At 55.1% G+C, this 19,182-nt stretch carries 20 protein-coding genes; 15 read left to right on the top strand and 5 right to left on the bottom strand.

All coding sequences use genetic code 11. The features are described 5' to 3' along the window. Positions 1-31: 31 nt before the first annotated feature. A complete protein-coding gene (locus tag FA91_RS00300; protein WP_197060451.1) occupies positions 32-769 on the bottom strand; it encodes an SDR family oxidoreductase in 738 nt (245 codons plus the stop codon). A gap of 175 nt (positions 770-944) precedes the next feature. On the opposite strand from FA91_RS00300, the gene FA91_RS00305 reads away from it, so the two are divergent. The 4 genes from FA91_RS00305 (at position 945) to ubiA (ending at position 3,529) form a co-directional block, all read left to right on the top strand. Further along, positions 945-1,517 (top strand): TetR/AcrR family transcriptional regulator, encoded by a 573-nt coding sequence (locus FA91_RS00305; protein ID WP_034911432.1) that lies wholly within the window; start codon positions 945-947, stop codon positions 1,515-1,517. An 86-nt stretch (positions 1,518-1,603) separates the two neighbouring features. Continuing rightward, complete coding sequence (gene psiE, locus FA91_RS00310; protein WP_197060507.1) at positions 1,604-2,011, top strand: phosphate-starvation-inducible protein PsiE; 408 nt, start codon at positions 1,604-1,606, stop codon at positions 2,009-2,011. Positions 2,012-2,110: 99 nt separating this feature from the next. Beyond that, positions 2,111-2,629, top strand: a complete 519-nt coding sequence (gene ubiC, locus FA91_RS00315; protein ID WP_034911437.1) for a chorismate lyase — start codon at positions 2,111-2,113, stop codon at positions 2,627-2,629. 15 nt (positions 2,630-2,644) lie between these two features. Continuing rightward, entirely contained in the window at positions 2,645-3,529 is an 885-nt protein-coding gene (gene ubiA / locus FA91_RS00320) for a 4-hydroxybenzoate octaprenyltransferase (RefSeq protein WP_034911438.1), read from the top strand. Positions 3,530-3,575: 46 nt separating this feature from the next. On the opposite strand, the gene plsB is transcribed toward ubiA, so the two are convergent. After that, positions 3,576-5,999: a glycerol-3-phosphate 1-O-acyltransferase PlsB gene (gene plsB / locus FA91_RS00325; RefSeq protein WP_034911440.1), complete on the bottom strand. Its 2,424-nt coding sequence runs from the start codon at positions 5,997-5,999 to the stop codon at positions 3,576-3,578. A 128-nt stretch (positions 6,000-6,127) separates the two neighbouring features. Between plsB and FA91_RS00330 the strand changes: the two genes are divergently transcribed. The 4 genes from FA91_RS00330 to FA91_RS00345 all read left to right on the top strand — a co-directional run bounded on the left by FA91_RS00330 (position 6,128) and on the right by FA91_RS00345 (position 9,085). Further along, a complete protein-coding gene (locus tag FA91_RS00330) occupies positions 6,128-6,496 on the top strand; it encodes a diacylglycerol kinase (RefSeq protein ID WP_034911442.1) in 369 nt (122 codons plus the stop codon). A 107-nt stretch (positions 6,497-6,603) separates the two neighbouring features. After that, entirely contained in the window at positions 6,604-7,212 is a 609-nt protein-coding gene (gene lexA, locus FA91_RS00335) for a transcriptional repressor LexA (protein WP_034911444.1), read from the top strand. Positions 7,213-7,317: 105 nt separating this feature from the next. Beyond that, positions 7,318-8,637 carry an MATE family efflux transporter DinF gene (dinF, locus tag FA91_RS00340; protein ID WP_034911446.1) on the top strand — a complete coding sequence of 440 codons (1,320 nt, stop codon included), beginning with the start codon at positions 7,318-7,320 and terminating at the stop codon, positions 8,635-8,637. A 238-nt stretch (positions 8,638-8,875) separates the two neighbouring features. Next, entirely contained in the window at positions 8,876-9,085 is a 210-nt protein-coding gene (locus tag FA91_RS00345; RefSeq protein WP_034911449.1) for a CsbD family protein, read from the top strand. A gap of 96 nt (positions 9,086-9,181) precedes the next feature. On the opposite strand, the gene zur is transcribed toward FA91_RS00345, so the two are convergent. Further along, complete coding sequence (gene zur / locus FA91_RS00350; RefSeq protein WP_034911451.1) at positions 9,182-9,700, bottom strand: zinc uptake transcriptional repressor Zur; 519 nt, start codon at positions 9,698-9,700, stop codon at positions 9,182-9,184. Positions 9,701-10,192: 492 nt separating this feature from the next. Between zur and FA91_RS00355 the strand changes: the two genes are divergently transcribed. Beyond that, the gene (locus tag FA91_RS00355) at positions 10,193-11,419 is read left to right on the top strand and encodes a conjugal transfer protein TraF (RefSeq protein ID WP_156103109.1); all 1,227 of its coding nucleotides are present in this window, start codon (positions 10,193-10,195) and stop codon (positions 11,417-11,419) included. A gap of 119 nt (positions 11,420-11,538) precedes the next feature. Beyond that, positions 11,539-12,534 carry a tRNA dihydrouridine(20/20a) synthase DusA gene (gene dusA / locus FA91_RS00360; protein ID WP_034911454.1) on the top strand — a complete coding sequence of 332 codons (996 nt, stop codon included), beginning with the start codon at positions 11,539-11,541 and terminating at the stop codon, positions 12,532-12,534. 211 nt (positions 12,535-12,745) lie between these two features. Here dusA and FA91_RS00365 read toward each other — a convergent pair whose 3' ends face one another. Then, entirely contained in the window at positions 12,746-13,726 is a 981-nt protein-coding gene (locus tag FA91_RS00365; protein ID WP_034911456.1) for a quinone oxidoreductase, read from the bottom strand. A gap of 100 nt (positions 13,727-13,826) precedes the next feature. Here FA91_RS00365 and dnaB point away from each other — a divergent pair, with 100 nt between their 5' ends. From dnaB to FA91_RS00390, 5 genes are all read left to right on the top strand, one after another. Then, positions 13,827-15,242: a replicative DNA helicase gene (gene dnaB / locus FA91_RS00370; protein WP_034911458.1), complete on the top strand. Its 1,416-nt coding sequence runs from the start codon at positions 13,827-13,829 to the stop codon at positions 15,240-15,242. 116 nt (positions 15,243-15,358) lie between these two features. Next, positions 15,359-15,826: an Lrp/AsnC family transcriptional regulator gene (locus FA91_RS00375; RefSeq protein WP_034911461.1), complete on the top strand. Its 468-nt coding sequence runs from the start codon at positions 15,359-15,361 to the stop codon at positions 15,824-15,826. A 151-nt stretch (positions 15,827-15,977) separates the two neighbouring features. Then, positions 15,978-17,171, top strand: a complete 1,194-nt coding sequence (locus FA91_RS00380; RefSeq protein ID WP_034918726.1) for an amino acid aminotransferase — start codon at positions 15,978-15,980, stop codon at positions 17,169-17,171. A gap of 111 nt (positions 17,172-17,282) precedes the next feature. Beyond that, a complete protein-coding gene (locus tag FA91_RS00385; protein WP_034911464.1) occupies positions 17,283-17,699 on the top strand; it encodes a secondary thiamine-phosphate synthase enzyme YjbQ in 417 nt (138 codons plus the stop codon). A 3-nt stretch (positions 17,700-17,702) separates the two neighbouring features. Further along, complete coding sequence (locus FA91_RS00390; protein WP_034911465.1) at positions 17,703-18,032, top strand: MmcQ/YjbR family DNA-binding protein; 330 nt, start codon at positions 17,703-17,705, stop codon at positions 18,030-18,032. Positions 18,033-18,076: 44 nt separating this feature from the next. On the opposite strand, the gene FA91_RS00395 is transcribed toward FA91_RS00390, so the two are convergent. Beyond that, on the bottom strand, positions 18,077-19,129 hold the full coding sequence (locus tag FA91_RS00395; protein WP_034911467.1) for an NAD(P)-dependent alcohol dehydrogenase: 1,053 nt from the start codon (positions 19,127-19,129) through the stop codon (positions 18,077-18,079). Positions 19,130-19,182 lie beyond the last annotated feature (53 nt).

Consider the following 19,182-nt stretch of genomic DNA (forward strand, 5'->3'; position numbering starts at 1 on the left):
CTGAGCGGATGGCGTTGTTGTTTCTGTTCCTTCAGATAGCCGACGTACCGCCATCGACAAACAGTTCGATGCCGTTCACGTAGGTTGAGTCATCTGAGGCGAGGAACAGTGCGGCCGTGGCGATCTCTTCAGACGAGCCCATCTCTCCGCGCGGGATCAGCGATTCAAACTGCTTTATGGTTTCCGCATCAAACAGCTGTTCCTGAATTGGCGTGTGGATCTGTCCGGGATGCAACACGTTTACCCGTATCCTGCGATCCTTGAGTTCATTCAGCCACGTGCGTGCAAACGAGCGAAGCGCTGCCTTGCTCGCGGAGTAGACGCCGAATCCGGGAAAACCTTTCACCGCCGCCATTGAGCCGTTCATGATAATCGATCCGCCATCGTTAAATAACGGCAGCGCTTTCTGCACCGTGAACAGCGTTCCGCGGGTGTTAAGGCCAAACACCGTATCAAAATGTTTTTCGGTCACGTCGCCTATGTTGGCCGACTCACCCGACCCGGCGCTGGCGAACAGCACGTCGATTTTGCCTTTTTCGCGCCTGACCGTATCGAACAGACGATCCAGATCGTCCAGGCTGGCCGCGTCGCCCTGCACGCCGGTAACGTTGCGGCCAATCAGTTTTACTGCCTTATCAAGCGTCTCCTGCCGTCGCCCGGAAATGAAAACGTAAGCGCCTTCCGCAACAAACAATTGCGCGGTCGCCAGCGCCATGCCGCTGGTGCCGCCCGTGATCACTGCGATTTTACCGTCAAGCTTTCCCATCATTACTCCTGTCAATCTCGTGGATGGCCTCGCTGCGCGGAAAAGCGCGTAAAAGCCGGTCAGATAAACGGTGCGGCTTGCACCGATTGCTGGATCGTGCCGGAAAGATGCGCCATAATGAACGGAGCACCGCTCCGGATAAATATATGGAGCACTGTTCCGTTTGTCAAGGAGGCCTATGCGAGCCGACGCAAAAAAGAATTACAACCATCTTCTGACCATCGCCGGCGAGGTGGTATCCGTGCAGGGCGTGGAGGCGTCTCTGCGTGATATTGCGCGTAAAGCCGATGTGGGAATGGGCACGCTTTATCGCCACTTCCCCTCGCGGGAGGCGTTGCTGGAGGCGTTGCTCCGTTCAAGTCTGGACGAGCTGACGCAGCGTGCAAAGACGCTTGAAGCCTCAGACGCAGCGGATGAAGCCCTGCTTAACTGGTCGCGCGCGGCGGTCGCGTTCACGCAGAAATACAGCGGTATTGTCGATCTGATGGCTGTGGCAATGGCTGACGAAAATTCTGCGTTGCATGCGTCCTGCGCGCAGGTGAAATCATCCGGCGCACGCCTGTTAGGCCGCGCTCAGGCGGCAGGTAGCGCGCGGAAAGATATCGATGGCGCAGATCTGATGGCGCTGATCGCTGCGCTCGGCTGGCTTAACGACCAGCCATCTTTTGCGCCACGGGCGGATCGTCTTTTCAATATTATTGCCGACGCCATCAGGTCTGCCCCTGGCGCTGCGGACGATAAAAAGCCCTGATGCGGCCTTCAGAGAGCCTTGCCAGCTCTCTGAAACTACGCCATGATCGGCGCCAACTCTGGCGACTGCCTGTGCGATTTTTAAGGATGTTTTCGATGATCACTGCAACACGCATTGCGTGGGTGTTACAAACGGTGCTGAATATTGGGCTGATTGTGCTGGCGGGTATACTGGTTATTTTTCTGGGCAAGGAGACGTTTCACCTTGCTAACGTGTTGCTTAATACGGGCGAACAAAAGTCGTCCTACCTGTTGATAGACGGCATTGTCATCTATTTCCTCTACTTTGAATTTATCGCGCTGATCGTGAAGTATTTTCAGTCTGGCTATCACTTCCCGCTACGCTATTTTGTCTATATCGGCATCACGGCGATTATCCGTCTGATCATTGTCGATCATAAAAATCCGTTCGATACGCTGGCCTATTCCATTGCGATCCTGATCCTCGTCATTACCCTCTGGCTCGCCAACAGTAACCGGCTGAAGCGCGAGTAGCACACAGCCAAAAATCAAAAAAATTGCGCGTCGGGCGCTGTGTACCCGGCGCGTGACTGCGCTACACTATGGCACCCTGATTTCTCCCGGAGACGCCGTATGGCTGATAACGCGCTGCTGCAACTGCGCGCCATGACATGGCTGACTGACTCTTCCCCGCTGCTTACCGCGCCGCTGCTCGACTGGCTGATGGAGGAGGACTCCATGACCCGACGTTTTGAGCGCCACTGCGGTCAGGTTACCGTTGAGATCCAGCATGAAGGTTTTATCAGTGCTGATGAGGCTGGCGAGGAGGCGACACTGCTGCCGCTGTCAACAAAATACTGGCTGCGCGAAATCCTGCTGTGCGGCGATGGCGTGCCCTGGCTGGCTGGCCGCACGCTGGTGCCGGAATCCACCTTAATGGGCCCGGAGCAGATGCTTCAGCAGTTGGGAACGCGGCCGCTTGGCCGTTACCTGTTCTCCTCTTCCACCCTGACGCGCGATTTTATTGAACCGGGACAGGTGGAAGGATTATGGGGGCGGCGCTCGCGATTGCGCCTTTCTGATAAACCGCTGCTCCTTACCGAACTGTTTTTACCGCCTGCACCGCTCTATCAGGCGATGCGCAATCAATGAAGGAAACCTGGTGCCATGGAAAGAAGCCTGCCGGAAAGTAAATTAAGATCCTACAGCCGCCTGATGCGTATTGATAAACCCATCGGTTCGCTGCTGCTGCTGTGGCCGACGCTCTGGGCACTGTGGCTGTCTGGGATGCAGGTTCCTCCGTTGAAGGTGCTGATCGTTTTTGTGCTGGGCGTATTTTTTATGCGCGCCGCAGGCTGCGTGGTGAATGACTATGCCGATCGCAAAATAGACGGTCACGTTAAACGTACCCGCGCCCGGCCATTGCCCGGCGGCGCGGTCACGCCCGGAGAGGCCCGGCTGCTGTTTGCCGGCCTGGTGCTGGCGTCGTTCTGTCTGGTGCTGACCATGAACGCAATGACCATCTGGCTCTCGTTTGCCGGGCTGGCCCTGGCGTGGGTTTACCCGTTTATGAAGCGCTATACGCATCTGCCGCAGGTGGTGCTGGGCGCAGCGTTTGGCTGGGCGATCCCAATGGGCTGGGCGGCGGTAAGCGAAACGGTGCCGCTTACCTGCTGGCTGCTGTTCTTTGCCAACATCTGCTGGACGGTTGCTTACGATACGCTGTATGCGATGGTGGATCGCGATGACGACCTGAAAATCGGCGTGAAATCCACCGCTGTTCTTTTTGGGCGCTTTGACAAACTCATCGTCGGCCTGTTGCAGCTCTCTACGCTACTCCTGATGACGCTGATCGGCTGGCGGCTGGCGCTGGGCGGAATATATTATGTTGCGGTATTACTGGCGGGGCTGCTGTTTATCCGACAGCAAAAGATCATCGCCACACGCGACCGCGATGCCTGCTTCCGGGCTTTTTTGAATAACAATTACGTAGGACTGATTCTGTTTGTTGGCGTTGCGCTGAGCACGGCGCCGCTGGCGGGGTGGTGGTAAGATTCATTCAAAAAAAGGGGAACGTTTGTCCCCCTTTTTTAGCGCGTTACTCGTGCGCCGAGGCGCTTTCAATGGTCATCCTGACCTCCTGGGTAATCAAATCCGCCAGCATCTGATAAACCCGCTGCGTCTGCTCAACGCGCGCATCGCCGGTATCACTGATGTAGCCTTCATCGCGCAGCGTCAGCACCAGCGTTGAGAATACCGCTTTATCGAAGAATTCCGGCGCGTTGATGCCGTGCAGAACCGACAGGCGCTGCGCCATGGTGCGGCTCTCTTTCTCCAGCGTCCCGCGGTTAATGGCCGGGTTGGCGCTGAGGATTGAGAACGTAATCGCATAGCGCTGGAGCGTTTCACGGACGCCCGCCGCCAGCAGTTGCAGTGTGCGGAAGCGAACAGGACTGAGGCGCAGCGCGTGCTCGTCGGCGGTGAGCAGGCCCTGACGCGCCATTTCGCTGACCAGCGCGTCGACCACCCCAGGCAGATCCTCTTTATTCCATCGCAGGAACAGTTCACTTTTCAGCATCGGATAGATAACGCTTAACTGACGCAGCAGTTCTGCCCGACTCAGTTCGCGATGCTGCATCAAAATAACGGCGATGAGCGAAGGCATTACCAGCATGTGATGAATGTTGTTGCGGTAGTAGGTCATCAGTACCGCCTGCTCGCGTGGCAGAATGATGATCTCGCCGATGTTGTCCTGCTCAATCTCAAACTTATTCATGCTCAGGGCGTGACTGAGCAGGGCTTCCGGCGTCATATCCGGCACGGTGGCGTCGGATGAGTAGGGCACGTTACGCAGAAGTTGCATGTAACAGTCCAACTGCTCGGTCAACTGCTCGCGGGTGAGCGAGCGCTGACGGGAAGCCAGCAAGGCGGTGACGCAGAGGTTCATGGCGTTAGCCGCGCCTGCGTTGTTGATCCTCACCATCACGCGTGCAGCGATATCATTCACCGCCGGGGTGAGCCAGGCGGGACGCTGGGACTCAATAGGATCGATAGCGTCGCGCCATTCGGGCACGTGCTTATTCAGATAGTTCACCAGCGGAAGCGGTTCGCCAAAGTTCACGTAGCCCTGGCCGAGATTGCGCAGCTTACTGAGTCCGCGCACCATCTGCATCAGTCCTTCTTTTTCTTTGGTTGCGCCACGCAGTTCCTTGGCGTAAGTACCGACTTCCATTACGTGCTCATAGCCGATATAAATCGGCACCAGCGTAATCGGGCGGTTGCCGCCGCGCAGCATCGCCTGGATGGTCATCGACAGCGTGCCGGTTTTTGGATCCAGCAAACGACCGGTACGTGAGCGACCGCCTTCAACGAAATACTCTACCGAATAACCACGGCTGAACAGTTCGCCGAGATATTCGCGAAAAACCGTGGAATAGAGCTTATTACCCTTAAAGGTTCGGCGAATAAAAAATGCGCCAAGGCGGCGGAAAACAGGACCGGCGGGCCAGAAATTCAGGTTGATGCCTGCGGCGATATGCGGTGGCACCAGCCCCTGATGGTAAAGCACGTAAGAAAGCAGCAGATAATCCATGTGGCTGCGATGGCAGGGCACATAGACGATCTCATGACCATCCTGCGCCAGTTGACGAACGCGTTCGCCGCCGTTGACGTTAATGCCCTGATAAAGCTTGCTCCACGTCCAGCCCATGATGCGATCGGTCAGGCGAATGGCTTCGTAAGAGAAGTCCGCCGCCACCTCTTCCATCAGCTCAATCGCATTCTGTTGCGCTTTCTCATGAGAGATTTTTTTACTGCGCGCTTCGTCCTCAACGGCCTTGGCAATGGCCTTTGACTGGAGCAGCTTGCTGAACAGATCCTGCCTGACCGGCAGTCGGGGGCCAATGGCCGCCAGGCGCTGGCGGGCGAAATGCATGCGCGCCACGCGCGCCAGCTTTTGCGCAATGCTTTTATCGGTGCCGTGCTCGGTCGCCATGCGGCGCAGCGACAGGATCGGCGAAAAACGCACAAAGCTGTCGCGGCCCAGCCACAGGACGGCAAAGAATTTTTGAATGCCGTTCAGCACCCGCAGATGCGGCTGCTCATCACCCTGAACTTCACGGCCCGGCGCACGGCCAAACATGACCGAGACCGGCACCATCTGCACATCCAGCAGCGGATTGCTGCGGTGCAAATCCAGATACTCATGGAAAAGTTTTACGGATTCAAGATTGGGCACGAAGTAAGGAAAAACGCGCGGGCCATCGTGAATAAACACATGGCGGGGCAGTACGGCACCGTCAATTTCCAGCGGTTCTAACGGATCGGGAAGATCTTCTTTACGGCACTGTTCGCGCAGCGCCAGCAAATCAGCCTTTGAATCGTACGGCAGCACATACATAATAGGGCGCGACGTATCCAGCCCCAGTTCCGTAATCGGCTCGGCGGGTATCGCCTTACTCTTTACCAGTATTTTTACAGGTAAATTCAATAGGTTATAATATAATTTACGCCAACCTGACATAGACAACATGAAGCCTCTTGTTAGCAAAGCGCCGCAAGCATACCAGAAAGCGCCAGTGAAATCTGTGGTGTTGCAATTTGTGCGCCACCGGGACATTGACGTTAAATATCTCAAAGGGTTCCCTGAACATGGCAAATAACGTCACCGGCTTGACCCGGATCATTAAAGCGGCCGGCTACTCCTGGAAGGGGCTGAGCGCCGCCTGGCGTCATGAAGCGGCATTTCGTCAGGAGGCGATTGCCGCCGTTGTGGCTATCGCCATTGCCTGCTGGCTGGACGTGGATGCCATTACGCGCGTGATGCTGATTGGTTCCGTGGTGCTGGTCATCATAGTGGAAATCCTCAACAGCGCGATTGAAGCCGTCGTCGACCGCATTGGCAGTGAATTTCATCCGCTATCGGGCCGTGCAAAGGATATGGGCTCAGCGGCGGTGCTGTTAACCATTCTGTTTGCGCTCTTCGTGTGGGCAATGCTGTTAATACCGCAAATGCGATAATCTTTCCAGATTTTGACAACGCGCTGTTATTTCCCATATTTTGGGTTTTCAATCAGCAAATACCTGTATATACTCACAGTCGACTGTATAAACAACCAGGGGGCGGAATGAAAGCACTAACGGTAAGGCAGCAGCAGGTCTACGACCTGATTCGCGACCACATTAATCAGACCGGCATGCCGCCAACGCGGGCAGAAATCGCAGCCCGGCTGGGTTTTCGTTCTCCTAACGCGGCGGAAGAGCACCTGAAGGCGCTGGCGCGTAAAGGCGTGATTGAAATCATTTCTGGCGCATCGCGCGGTATCCGTCTGATGATGGAAGAAGAAGAAGGGTTGCCGCTCATCGGTCGCGTGGCCGCCGGTGAGCCACTACTGGCGCAGGAGCACATTGAAGGGCGCTACCAGGTTGATCCCGATCTGTTCAAACCGGGCGCCGACTTTTTGCTACGCGTTGCCGGTATGTCGATGAAAGACATTGGCATTATGGATGGCGACCTGCTGGCGGTGCACAAAACGCAGGATGTGCGTAACGGCCAGGTGGTCGTGGCGCGTATTGACGATGAAGTCACCGTTAAGCGCCTGAAAAAACAGGGCAACATTGTTCATCTTCTGCCAGAAAACAATGAGTTTGAACCTATCGTGGTCGATTTACGCCAGCAGACGCTCTCTATTGAAGGGCTGGCCGTCGGTGTTATTCGTAACGGCAACTGGCTCTGACCGACTTCATTAACGCGTTATGATGAATAGCGCGTGCGCCCCGCCTGCTCGCTGACTTGCCCCGGCCAGCGAGCAGTTTTATCGTCTGTCGCGTAGTGGAAACCGATGCGATTCTTCACCTCCTCTGATAAACACCTCTGGCGGCTGGCGCTGCCGATGATCCTCTCGAACATCACCGTTCCTCTTCTTGGACTGGTGGATACAGCCGTTATCGGCCATCTTGACAGCCCTACCTACCTTGGCGGCGTGGCAATAGGCACCACGGCAACCAGTTTTCTGTTCATGCTGCTGCTTTTTTTGCGCATGAGCACAACAGGATTGACCGCTCAGGCATTGGGTTCCGGCGATAAAACCGCGCTGGCACGCGCGCTGATGCAACCGCTGCTGATAGCCTTTATGGCAGGTTTTGCCTTCATCTTATTCAAATCTCCTCTCACCCACCTGGCATTAAAACTGGTCGGCGGTGAACGCGACGTTCTGCATCAGGCTGCACTCTTTATGAACATCCGCTGGCTGAGCGCCCCGGCAACGCTGGCTAATTTAGTTTTGCTGGGATGGCTACTGGGCGTGCAGTATGCGCGTGCACCGATAATTTTGCTCATTACAGGCAACCTGGTGAATATCGTCCTCGACCTCTGGCTGGTGCTGGGGCTCAACATGGGCGTACAGGGCGCCGCGACAGCGACGGTTATCGCAGAATACTGCACGCTGGCCATCGGCCTGTTGATGGTTGTGAAGGTGTTGAAATTGCGCGGCATTAGGCTGCCGTTGTTAAAAACGGCCTGGCGAGGCAATGTTCGCCGACTGCTGCGCCTGAACCGCGATATCATGCTGCGCTCGCTGCTGCTGCAACTCTGCTTTATGTCGCTGACCATTATCGGCGCCCGCCTGGGGGGCGAAGTGGTGGCGGTTAATGCGGTATTGCTGATGTTCCTGACCTTTACCGCCTACGCGCTTGACGGATTTGCCTATGCCGTAGAAGCCTGCTCCGGCGAAGCCGTAGGCGCCCGCGACGGCAGACAACTGCTGTTGGTATGGCGTTCGGCCTGCCGCCAGGCGGGCATGGTTGCGCTGGCTTTCTCACTTTTCTATGCCGTTGTCGGGACAAATATCGTCGCGCTGCTTACATCGATTCCTGAACTACAACAGCAGGCAGATAACTACCTTATCTGGCAAATCATCCTGCCCGTATGCGGCGTGTGGTGCTATCTGCTGGACGGGATGTTTATCGGCGCCACGCGCGCCAGCGAAATGCGCAATGGAATGGCGGTTGCCGCATTGGGTTACGGGTTGGCGCTGACCAGCGTGCCGCTGTTAGGTAATCACGGCTTATGGCTGGCGTTAACCGTTTTTCTTGTTCTGCGAGGAGTGGTGCTGTGGGGGATCTGGCGGCGACACTGGCAAAACGGCACGTGGCTTTCCTGACACATTTTTTTACATGTTGTTGCCGTTTCGTTAGCGGCTGATCTGCCTGTCTTTTTTCATTTTTGCCACAGGATTGATGGCGGAATAAGAGTAATCCACTCGGGTTGGGCGGAAAATTTCTCATCTTCTACTACAATTATCTGTACGTTAGGCATTTAAAGCGAATTATCTTGCTTTTGCATTATTGCTAAAACGATATCACTTAAGCGGACAACACCTAAGGTCGAGGAGAGACAAGATGAATAAAGACGAAGCCGGCGGTAACTGGAAACAGTTGAAAGGTAAAGTGAAAGAGAAATGGGGCAAGCTGACCGACGATGATATGACTATTGTTGAAGGCAAACGCGATCAGCTGGTTGGTAAAATTCAGGAGCGTTACGGTTATGGAAAAGACCAGGCTGAAAAAGAATTAAGCGAATGGGAAACCCACAACAACCATCGTTTCTGACAGCCCTGATTGACACTCATTTAAGCGTTTCAGGATGATACTCCTACCCTGGCACATGGACAGTGCCGCTTAATCCCTCTTATCGTCCCGAATTTCTCAGCGCCCGCGTTTCTTTGACACCCATTCCTTGTGATCATGCTTGCACTCTTTACGATCGGTGCAGCTTTCAACAACTGTACACTCTCCGCACAAACCATGCGCTTCTATTACGCTATGCGCCAGTACAAAACCTGATTTTAGCGCCAGCGTTTTCAATATCTCTTCAACGCCATCCGCATGCTGTTCAGCCACGGAGCCGCAGCGATCGCAGATCAACATCGCTGAACTGTGTGAAGGTTCTTCGAAGTGATGGCAGACCACATAGCTGTTTGTTGACTCTACGCGATGGACAAATCCCTGTTCGAGCAGAAAATCAAGCGCGCGATACACCGTGGGCGGTTTCGCCTGCGGTTCGGACTCACGAAGCAGATCCAGAAGGTCATAAGCACTGATTGCGCCGCTGCGCTGGCTCATTAAACGAAGAACTTCCAGGCGCTGAGGCGTCAATCTGACATTACGCTGCTGACAAAGCACCTCTGCCTGAGAGAGAATTTTTTCAGGACTGTTCAGGTTCATTGTATTGCCCTCCGCACGATAGTGATTGTTATGTTATCACGGCATAACTGAAACGCCGAATTCCGCTTCCCCATAAATATTTCCTCTTTGCCACAGGGTTGCTTACCAGCGAAACTCCAGAAACCGGTGGTATTTGCCCTAATACGCTATCGTTAATGAAAACTGATTTTTCTCATTGTTTCTGCTCGTGTCTGAAATTTTCACTAAAATAATATTAATGTCATTGGCATGAATAAAGATGAAGCTTGTTGCGAAAGGCAGGTATGGCAGGGATCTGAGCCAAAATGACGCTATCACCTACTTTATTAATTAGCGTGTTAACAGATAAATAAAGGGTCAATGAGCAGAAAAGCCAGTGAATTGTTCCTGTTTTCTCAGCAATGAATTGTTCCAAAAATGTTCATTATGCAGGTCATCGCACCGGGCTCACGTTATGAGCGCGCACTCTTCTTTTATGGATGGGTTTAAAGCAAAATGGCAAAAAAAATCAGTATGTCGAAACGATTTTCCCAACCTGCGGTATTTACTGTCCTGTTTTCCGTCCCTCTCGGCGCGCTTGCAGCCGGCAACTATTACGATGCGCGTAATGATGCAATGGGCGGTACGGGCGTGGCGTCATCCACCTACGGCACTGCGGTGCTGGCTAACCCGGCGTTAATGACCAAAGCGCGACCGGAAGACAACGTCAGCATTATTCTTCCTGCGGCGGGCGTTCAGCTCACGGACAAACACAAGCTGATTGATAAGATTGATGATTTGACCGACAGCGTCGACAGTTACCAGGACATCGCTAATAGCGGCAGCTTCACTCCGGCCGATTATCCACGCGTGCAGGCCGCAGCTGGCGATCTTGCCAGCCAGTTGCGCGGCATGAAGGGCAATCAGGCCTCCGGCACCGCAGGCGTTGCGTTTGCTGTGACCGTACCCAATGAGGTGCTGCCGTTTGCCTTCGTCACCAAAGCCTACGGCACGGCGAATGTCAGAGCCGCCGTCAGCCAGAGCGATATTGATTACCTTCAGGGCGTGGCCGACGGCACTATTTTTCCGCTGCCTGGCGATGAAGACAGGCTGACCTCTGCCGGGCTGGGCCGTGGCGCGATTGTTTACGATTATGGCGTTGCCGTAGCGCATGAGTTCACCATCGCAGGGCAGCCGGTTTCCTTCGGCGTGACGCCGAAATTGCAGAAAACCTATCTCTATAACTACAGCGCGTCGGTCTATAACTACGACAAATCAGATTTCAAAAAAGGCCGCTACAAAAATGACGACACCGGTTTCAACATCGATGCGGGCGCCGCAACCGATTTGAACGATAACTGGACGCTGGGCGTCAGCGCGCAAAACCTGATTTCTCGCGATATTGAAACCAAAGAGATCAGCGGATTCAAAGACACTTATCAGATCCGACCTGTGGTCACGCCGGGCGTGTCGTTCCATACCGATCGCCTGACCACCGCGCTCGATGTGGATGCGACGCCGACCAAACGCTTTAAAACGCAGGATCAAAGTCAGTATGCGGGCATCGGTGCCGAATATCGCCTGCTGAGCTGGCTCCAGCTACGCGCCGGCTACCGTGCGGATATGAAGTCTAACGACACCAACGTGGTGACTGCCGGTTTTGGCCTGTCACCCTTTAATAAAGTCCATCTCGACCTTGCCGGTATGAAGGGCGACGACAACACCTGGGGCGCGGTAGCGCAAATGAACTTTACGTTCTGATCGTCCGGGGGCGCTCCGTGCGCCCCTTTTACCGCCTGCGCGACAGCTTGGGATGATCGCAACAGGGGCGCGTGTTATCATTACGCTGATTTTTTAAACCCATCGAGTTAGCACGCCCTATGACCCAACATCTGCCCGCCCTTCGCTTCTCCATCGCGCCCATGCTGGACTGGACCGACCGCCACTGCCGTTATTTTCATCGACAGCTAACGCGTGAGGCGCTGCTCTATACGGAAATGGTCACCACCGGCGCCATCATTCATGGTAAGGGCGACTATCTGGCGTGGAGTCAGGAGGAGCAGCCCGTCGCATTGCAGCTGGGCGGAAGCGATCCTGCGGCGCTGGCGCAATGCGCACGCCTGGCGGAAGCGCGCGGCTACAGTGAAGTGAACCTGAACGTCGGCTGTCCCTCCGATCGCGTTCAAAATGGTCGTTTCGGCGCCTGCCTGATGGGCGAAGCGGCGCTGGTCGCAGACGGTGTGAAGGCAATGCGTGACCAGGTGTCGATTCCGGTCACGGTGAAAACACGCATTGGCATTGACGAACAGGATAGCTACGAATTTCTCTGCGACTTTATTCGTCAGGTTTCGGAGCAGGGCGGCTGCGATACCTTTATCATCCACGCGCGCAAGGCGTGGTTGTCGGGCCTCAGCCCGAAAGAGAACCGCGAAATCCCGCCGCTGGATTACGCGCGCGTCTATCAACTGAAACGAGACTTCCCGCATCTGACGATATCGATTAACGGCGGCGTAAAGTCGCTGGAAGAGGCCAGAACGCACCTGCAACACGTGGATGGCGTGATGATGGGGCGCGAGGCGTATCAAAATCCCGGCATACTGGCGCAGGTCGATCGCGAGCTGTTTGGCAGCAGCCAGCCTGCGGTTGATTCGGTTGCGGTGGTGCGTGCAATGTATCCCTACATTGAACGGGAACTGGCGAACGGCACTTACCTGGGCCATATCACGCGTCACATGCTTGGCCTGTTTCAGGGCATTCCGGGCGCGCGACAATGGCGTCGTTACCTGAGCGAAAATGCTCACAAACCGGGCGCCAATATTGAAACGGTCGAACAGGCGCTGGCCCTCGTCGCCGACAGAGTGACCGCCACGGCGTAGAAACCGTAAAAGTGATAACAGTTACAGGTGAGAATGCGGCCGCGATCACATTCTGGCATCTTCATAAGATGAATCAGTGATAACCCATATTTTTTACTTATGAACTCTGCCAGGATGCTTCTCCAGATTCGCCGCCGTACCCTACAAACCGCGCGAACGATAAAAAAGAAAAAAGGGCCTCCTTGCGGGAGGCCCTTGCCATTTCTGCGTATTACGGGATTAACAAACTGGAACCCTGTGTGGCACGGCTTTCCAACGTTTTATGCGCCTGCTGCGCATCTTTTAATGCGAATTTCTGCTGCTCCGGCACGTCCACGTTGATGGCACCACTGGCGATCATTGAAAAAAGCTCGTTGCTGGCATTGATCAGTGACTCGCGGCTGGTGATATAGCCGTGCAGCGAAGGACGGGTAACGTACAGCGATCCCTTCTGATTCAGAATACCTAAATTAACGCCGGTTACCGGGCCGGAAGCGTTACCGAAACTGACCATCAGCCCGCGACGTTGCAGGCAATCCAGTGACGTCTCCCAGGTATCTTTACCAACCGAGTCATACACCACTCGCACCATTTTGCCGTTTGTGAGCGCCGACACGCGCTCGGCCACGTTCTCTTCGCGGTAATTTATGGTGGCCCAGGCGCCTGCCGCTTTTGCCCGCGCGGCCTTCTCAGCCGATCCTGCCGTACCGATTAAACGTGCGCCCAATGCTTTCGCCCACTGACAGGCGATCAGCCCAACGCCGCCCGCCGCCGCATGGAAAAGGAAAATCTCATCCGGCTGAATCACATAAGTCTGACGCAGAAGGTAGTGAACGGTCAGACCTTTCAGGAAAGAGGCCGCCGCCTGCTCATAAGTAATACAGTCGGGAAGCACGGCGAGTTTATCGACGGACACCACGTGAGATTCACTATAGGCACCCAAAGCGGAATGGGCATAAACGACCCGGTCGCCCGGTTTCACCGCCGTTACGCCTTCACCCACGCGCTTTACCACGCCAGCGGCTTCGGTTCCCAGCCCTGTTGGCAACTGTGCCGGATAGAGTCCGCTGCGCATATAGGTATCGATGTAATTGATACCAATCGCTTTGTTCTCAACAACCACTTCACCTGCGGCCGGTTCGGGCAAATCGACGTCGATCAGCTGCATCACTTCCGGGCCGCCATGCTGACTGATTTGTATACGTTTTACCATATTCCCTCCTGTTGATTCCGCGTCATTGAGGGAGGACGACAGGGCACCAAACGGGTATACTTGCGCGTCCGACCACTCAGATTTTTGGTATTGCATCACTATGGCAGGAAATAAACCCACCAACAAATCCGTTGATAAGCGCGAGCCGCGCGATCGGCAGATGGAAGGGCTAAAATTACCGCCCCATTCGCTGGAAGCGGAGCAATCCGTACTGGGCGGGCTGATGCTGGATAATGAACGCTGGGACAACGTTTCCGAGCGCGTGGTGGCGCAGGATTTCTTCAGTCGCCCGCACCGGATGATTTTCGGCGAAATGCAGCGCCTGCTGGAGCAGGGCAAACCTATCGATCTTATTACCCTGTCCGAATCGATGGAAACGCGCGGCGAACTGAGCATGGTCGGCGGTTTTGCTTACCTGGCGGAGCTGTCCAAAAATACGCCAAGCGCTGCGAACATAGGCGCTTATGCCGATATCGTACGCGAACGCGCCGTCGTCCGTGAAATGATCGCCGTGGCTAACGAGATCGCCGACGCCGGTTACGATCCGCAAGGACGCACCAGCGAGGATCTGCTCGATCTTGCAGAATCTCGCGTCTTTCAGATAGCAGAAAATCGCGCCAATAAAGATGAAGGCCCGAAAAGCGTCGATCAGATCCTTGAAGCCACCATCTCGCGCATTGAATCGCTCTACCAAACGCCGCACGACGGCGTAACCGGCGTTGATACCGGCTATCAGGATCTGAATAAAAAGACCGCCGGGCTTCAGCGTTCGGATCTGATCATCGTGGCGGCGCGTCCTTCGATGGGTAAAACCACCTTTGCGATGAACCTGTGTGAAAATGCTGCGATGACGCAGGATAAGCCCGTTCTGATCTTCAGCCTTGAGATGCCCGGCGAGCAGATCATGATGCGTATGCTGGCGTCGCTGTCGCGCGTTGATCAGACGCGCATTCGTACCGGGCAGCTTGATGACGAGGACTGGGCGCGCATCTCCAGTACCATGGGCATCCTGCTGGAAAAGAAAAACATGTTTATCGATGATTCTTCCGGCCTGACGCCCACGGAAGTGCGCTCGCGCGCGCGACGCGTCTTCCGCGAGCACGGCGGGCTGAGCCTGATCATGATCGACTATCTGCAACTGATGCGCGTGCCGTCACTGTCAGAAAACCGTACCCTGGAGATCGCCGAGATCTCCCGCTCGCTGAAGGCGCTGGCGAAAGAGCTACAGGTGCCGGTGGTGGCGCTCTCGCAGCTTAACCGATCGCTGGAGCAGCGCGCTGATAAGCGCCCGGTCAACTCAGATCTGCGTGAATCCGGCTCGATTGAGCAGGACGCCGACCTGATCATGTTTATCTACCGCGATGAGGTTTATCACGAAAACAGCGATCTGAAAGGGATCGCGGAGATCATTCTCGGTAAGCAGCGTAACGGCCCGATCGGCTCGGTTCGTCTCACTTTTAACGGCCAGTGGTCGCGTTTCGATAACTATGCCGGCCCACAGTACGACGACGAATAACCCCGTTGCCGCGCGCGTTCACTCTTCTGTGGTATTGAGAAATAGTGTTGGACAGCGGGACGAAAAATACCGTTAGCTGTCTCACTTGTCCGCCTGAAAAACCAAACGGATCGCAGATGAGCCAGACTGATGAACATGATGTAAAAATACTGACGTTACTGGAAGCTAACGGCCGCCTGACCAACCAGGAACTGAGCGATCTGGTTGGCCTCTCCGCCTCGCAGTGCTCGCGCCGCCGCATCAGCCTTGAGCAGTCAGGACTGATCCTCGGCTATCACGCCAGGCTCTCGCCCGATGCGGTAGGGCTGAGCGTGATCGGCCTGATTGAAGTTCGCCTGCTTAACCATACTGCCGAATACGTAAAACGCTTTCATCACAGGGTGGCCAATGAGCCCGCCATCGTCGACGCGTGGAAAACCACCGGCGATGCTGACTATTTACTGAAGGTGGCGGTGGCGGATCTCCCCGGCCTGAGTGCCTTAATCAGTCAGTTGGTGGCGGGGCATCACAGCGTATCGCATGTCAAAACCTCCGTGGTGCTGGACCGGCTGAAAGAAAACGGTGCGAACGTGATTCAGAAATGAAATGAATTGCTGAAACGGCAATCGTTTTTTTCCGCGTCGGCTCGCAGTAATGCAGATCGTAGGCTGACCTTTTACCTTGAATACGGGTTATAGTGGCAGCCTGCTTTTGTCGCCCAGCGGCAATCTGATTAATAAAACGGAGATCTGCACCGTGTTTCAAAACGTTGATGCCTATGCTGGCGATCCCATCCTTACGCTGATGGAAACATTCAAACAGGATATGCGACCGCATAAGGTAAACCTGAGCATCGGGCTATATTACGACGAACAGGGCACCATTCCGCAGTTACAGGCGGTGGCTGAAGCAGAACATCGCCTCAGTGCCGGGGAGCATAGCGCGTCGCTTTATCTGCCAATGGATGGATTGCCATCGTACCGCAGCGCTATTGCGCCGCTGCTTTTCGGTGAAGATCATGCCGGGTTAAAAGCGGGCCGGCTTGCGACGATTCAAACCGTCGGCGGCTCCGGCGCGTTGAAAATCGGCGCCGATTTCCTTAAAACCTATTTTCCTCAGTCGCAGGTTTGGGTCAGCGATCCCACCTGGGAAAACCATGTGGCGATTTTCTCCGGCGCAGGTTTTACGGTAAACACCTATCCCTGGTACGACGACGAAACCTGCGGTGTTAAGTTTGACGCATTCATCGCAACGCTGAACACGCTACCGGCGCAGAGCATCGTCCTGCTGCATCCCTGCTGCCATAACCCAACCGGCGCCGATCTTACCGATGCGCAGTGGGATGCGGTAACTGACGTGCTGAAAGCGCGCCAGCTCATTCCTTTTCTTGATATTGCCTATCAGGGATTCGGGGCGGGTATGACCGAGGACGCCTACGCTATTCGCGCCATCGCCGACGCCGGGCTGCCCGTGCTGGTCAGCAACTCGTTCTCAAAGATCTTTTCACTGTATGGCGAGCGTGTTGGCGGCCTGTCGGTGGTCTGTAACGATGTGGAAGAAGCGTCGCGCGTGCTTGGTCAGCTGAAGGCAACCGTGCGTCGCAACTACTCCAGCCCGCCAAACTTCGGCGCGCAGGTGGTTTCCTGCGTGCTGAATGATCCACAACTGAAGGCGAAATGGCTGACTGAAGTGGAAGCAATGCGCCTGCGCATTATTGATATGCGTCACGCGTTAGTCGATGTGTTGAGCACGGCGTTGCCCGGTAAAAACTTCGACTATCTGCTTAAGCAGCGCGGCATGTTCAGCTACACCGGTCTGAGCGCGCAGCAGGTTGAACGACTGCGCAATGAGTTTGGCATCTATCTGATTGCCAGCGGCCGCATGTGCGTGGCCGGACTCAACAGCAGGAACGTGCATCAGGTCGCAGAGGCCTTCGCGGCCGTCATGTAGGCCCTTGCGGCCGGGCGTCGTGTCCGGCTGCTATAACTTTTTCCCTTTTCGGGTTTATCTTTTCGCCTCATGTTACACACTTAACAAACATTTGCGTTAAGGAGTTCAACGATGTGGTATCAGCAAACCATTACCTTAAGCCCCAAAAGCCGGGGATTTCATCTCATTACCGATGAGGTGCTGGGCGAACTGCGCCGCCTGAGCGATGTGCAAACGGGTATGCTTCATCTGCTGTTGCAGCATACCTCCGCTTCGCTGACGCTGAATGAGAACTGCGATCCCACCGTGCGCAGCGACATGGAACAGCATTTTCTGCGTACCGTGCCGGAAGATGCACCTTACGAACATGATTATGAAGGCGCCGACGATATGCCGGGGCACATCAAATCGTCGCTGATGGGCGTATCGCTGCTGCTGCCGGTCAGCCGTGGTCGGCTGGCGCTGGGCACCTGGCAGGGCATCTGGCTGGGTGAGCATCGTATTCACGGCGGCGCGCGGCGCATTGTCGCCACGCTGCAAGGGGAATAAACAATGAACGTATCGGATCTTCTCACTTACTGCATGGATAAGCCCGGCGCGGAACAGAGCGTGCACAGCGACTGGAAAGCCACGCAGATCAAAATTGACGACGTGCTTTTTGCAATGGTGCACGAGGTGCAGGGACGTCCTGCCGTGGCGCTGAAGAGCACCCCTGCGCTGGCCGATCTGCTACGAGAAGAGCATAAAGATGTATTGCCCAGCGAACATTTAAACAAGTCGCACTGGAGCACGGTATTACTGGATGGAACGCTGAAGGATTCGCAGATCTACTATCTGGTGGATGCGTCCTGGCAGCAGGCACTGAATACCCGAAAAGGGTAAGGAATAACAGGTGGGGCGGCGGCAAGGCCGCCCCGATTGCGCAATCAGCCGCGCAGCGTATCAATGTCGATAACAAAGCGGTATTTCACGTCGCTTTTCAGCATGCGTTCGTAGGCTTCGTTGATCTCATTCATGTTGATCATCTCAATATCCGAAGTGATATTGTGTTTGCCGCAGAAATCCAGCATGTCCTGTGTTTCTTTGATGCCGCCAATCAGTGAACCGGCCACGCTACGGCGTTTGAATATCAGGCTGGCAACATCCGGTGAAGGATGATTATTTTCCGGCACGCCAACCAGCGTCATATTGCCATCACGGCGCAGCAGGTTGATAAACGGATTCAGATCGTGCTCAGCCGCAACGGTGTTAAGGATAAAGTCAAAGCTGTTGACGTGGGCCGCCATCTGGTCGGCGTCTTTAGAAATTACCACTTCATCGGCACCAAGACGCTTGCCGTCTTCGATTTTTGATGGCGAGGTGGTGAAAAGCACCACGTGCGCGCCCATCGCGTGGGCAATTTTCACGCCCATGTGGCCGAGGCCGCCAAGGCCGACGATGCCCACTTTTTTGCCAGGGCCCACTTTCCAGTGATGCAACGGCGAATAGGTGGTGATGCCTGCACACAGCAGCGGCGCGGTGCCGGCCAGATCCAGGTTTTCAGGAATGCGCAGGACGAAGTCTTCGTTGACCACCACCTGAGTGGAATAGCCGCCGTAGGTGATATCGCCGGTTTGACGGTCTTCGCCGTTATACGTTGCGGTAAAGCCATTTTCGCAGTACTGCTCAAGCCCTTCATCACAGCTGGCACAGCTACGACAGGAATCAACCATACAGCCAACGCCGACAATATCGCCCACTTTGTATTTGTGCGTATGACCGCCAACAGCCGTTACGCGCCCAACGATTTCATGGCCAGGTACGACCGGAAAAATGGTGTTTTTCCACTCGTTGCGGGCCTGATGCAGGTCGGAATGGCACACGCCACAGTACATAACTTCAATCTGGACATCGTGTTCACGCAGCTCACGTGGCTGGTAGTCAAAAGGGGCCAGCTTCGATTTTGCATCCTGTGCAGCCCAGGCATGAGTGATATTCATGGTATCTCCAGTTATGAAAGCGTTGTAGAGGTAACGCGGAACCATAAGGATAG

The sequence above is a fragment of the Erwinia sp. 9145 genome, assembly GCF_000745075.1.
Lineage (GTDB): Bacteria > Pseudomonadota > Gammaproteobacteria > Enterobacterales > Enterobacteriaceae > Erwinia > Erwinia oleae.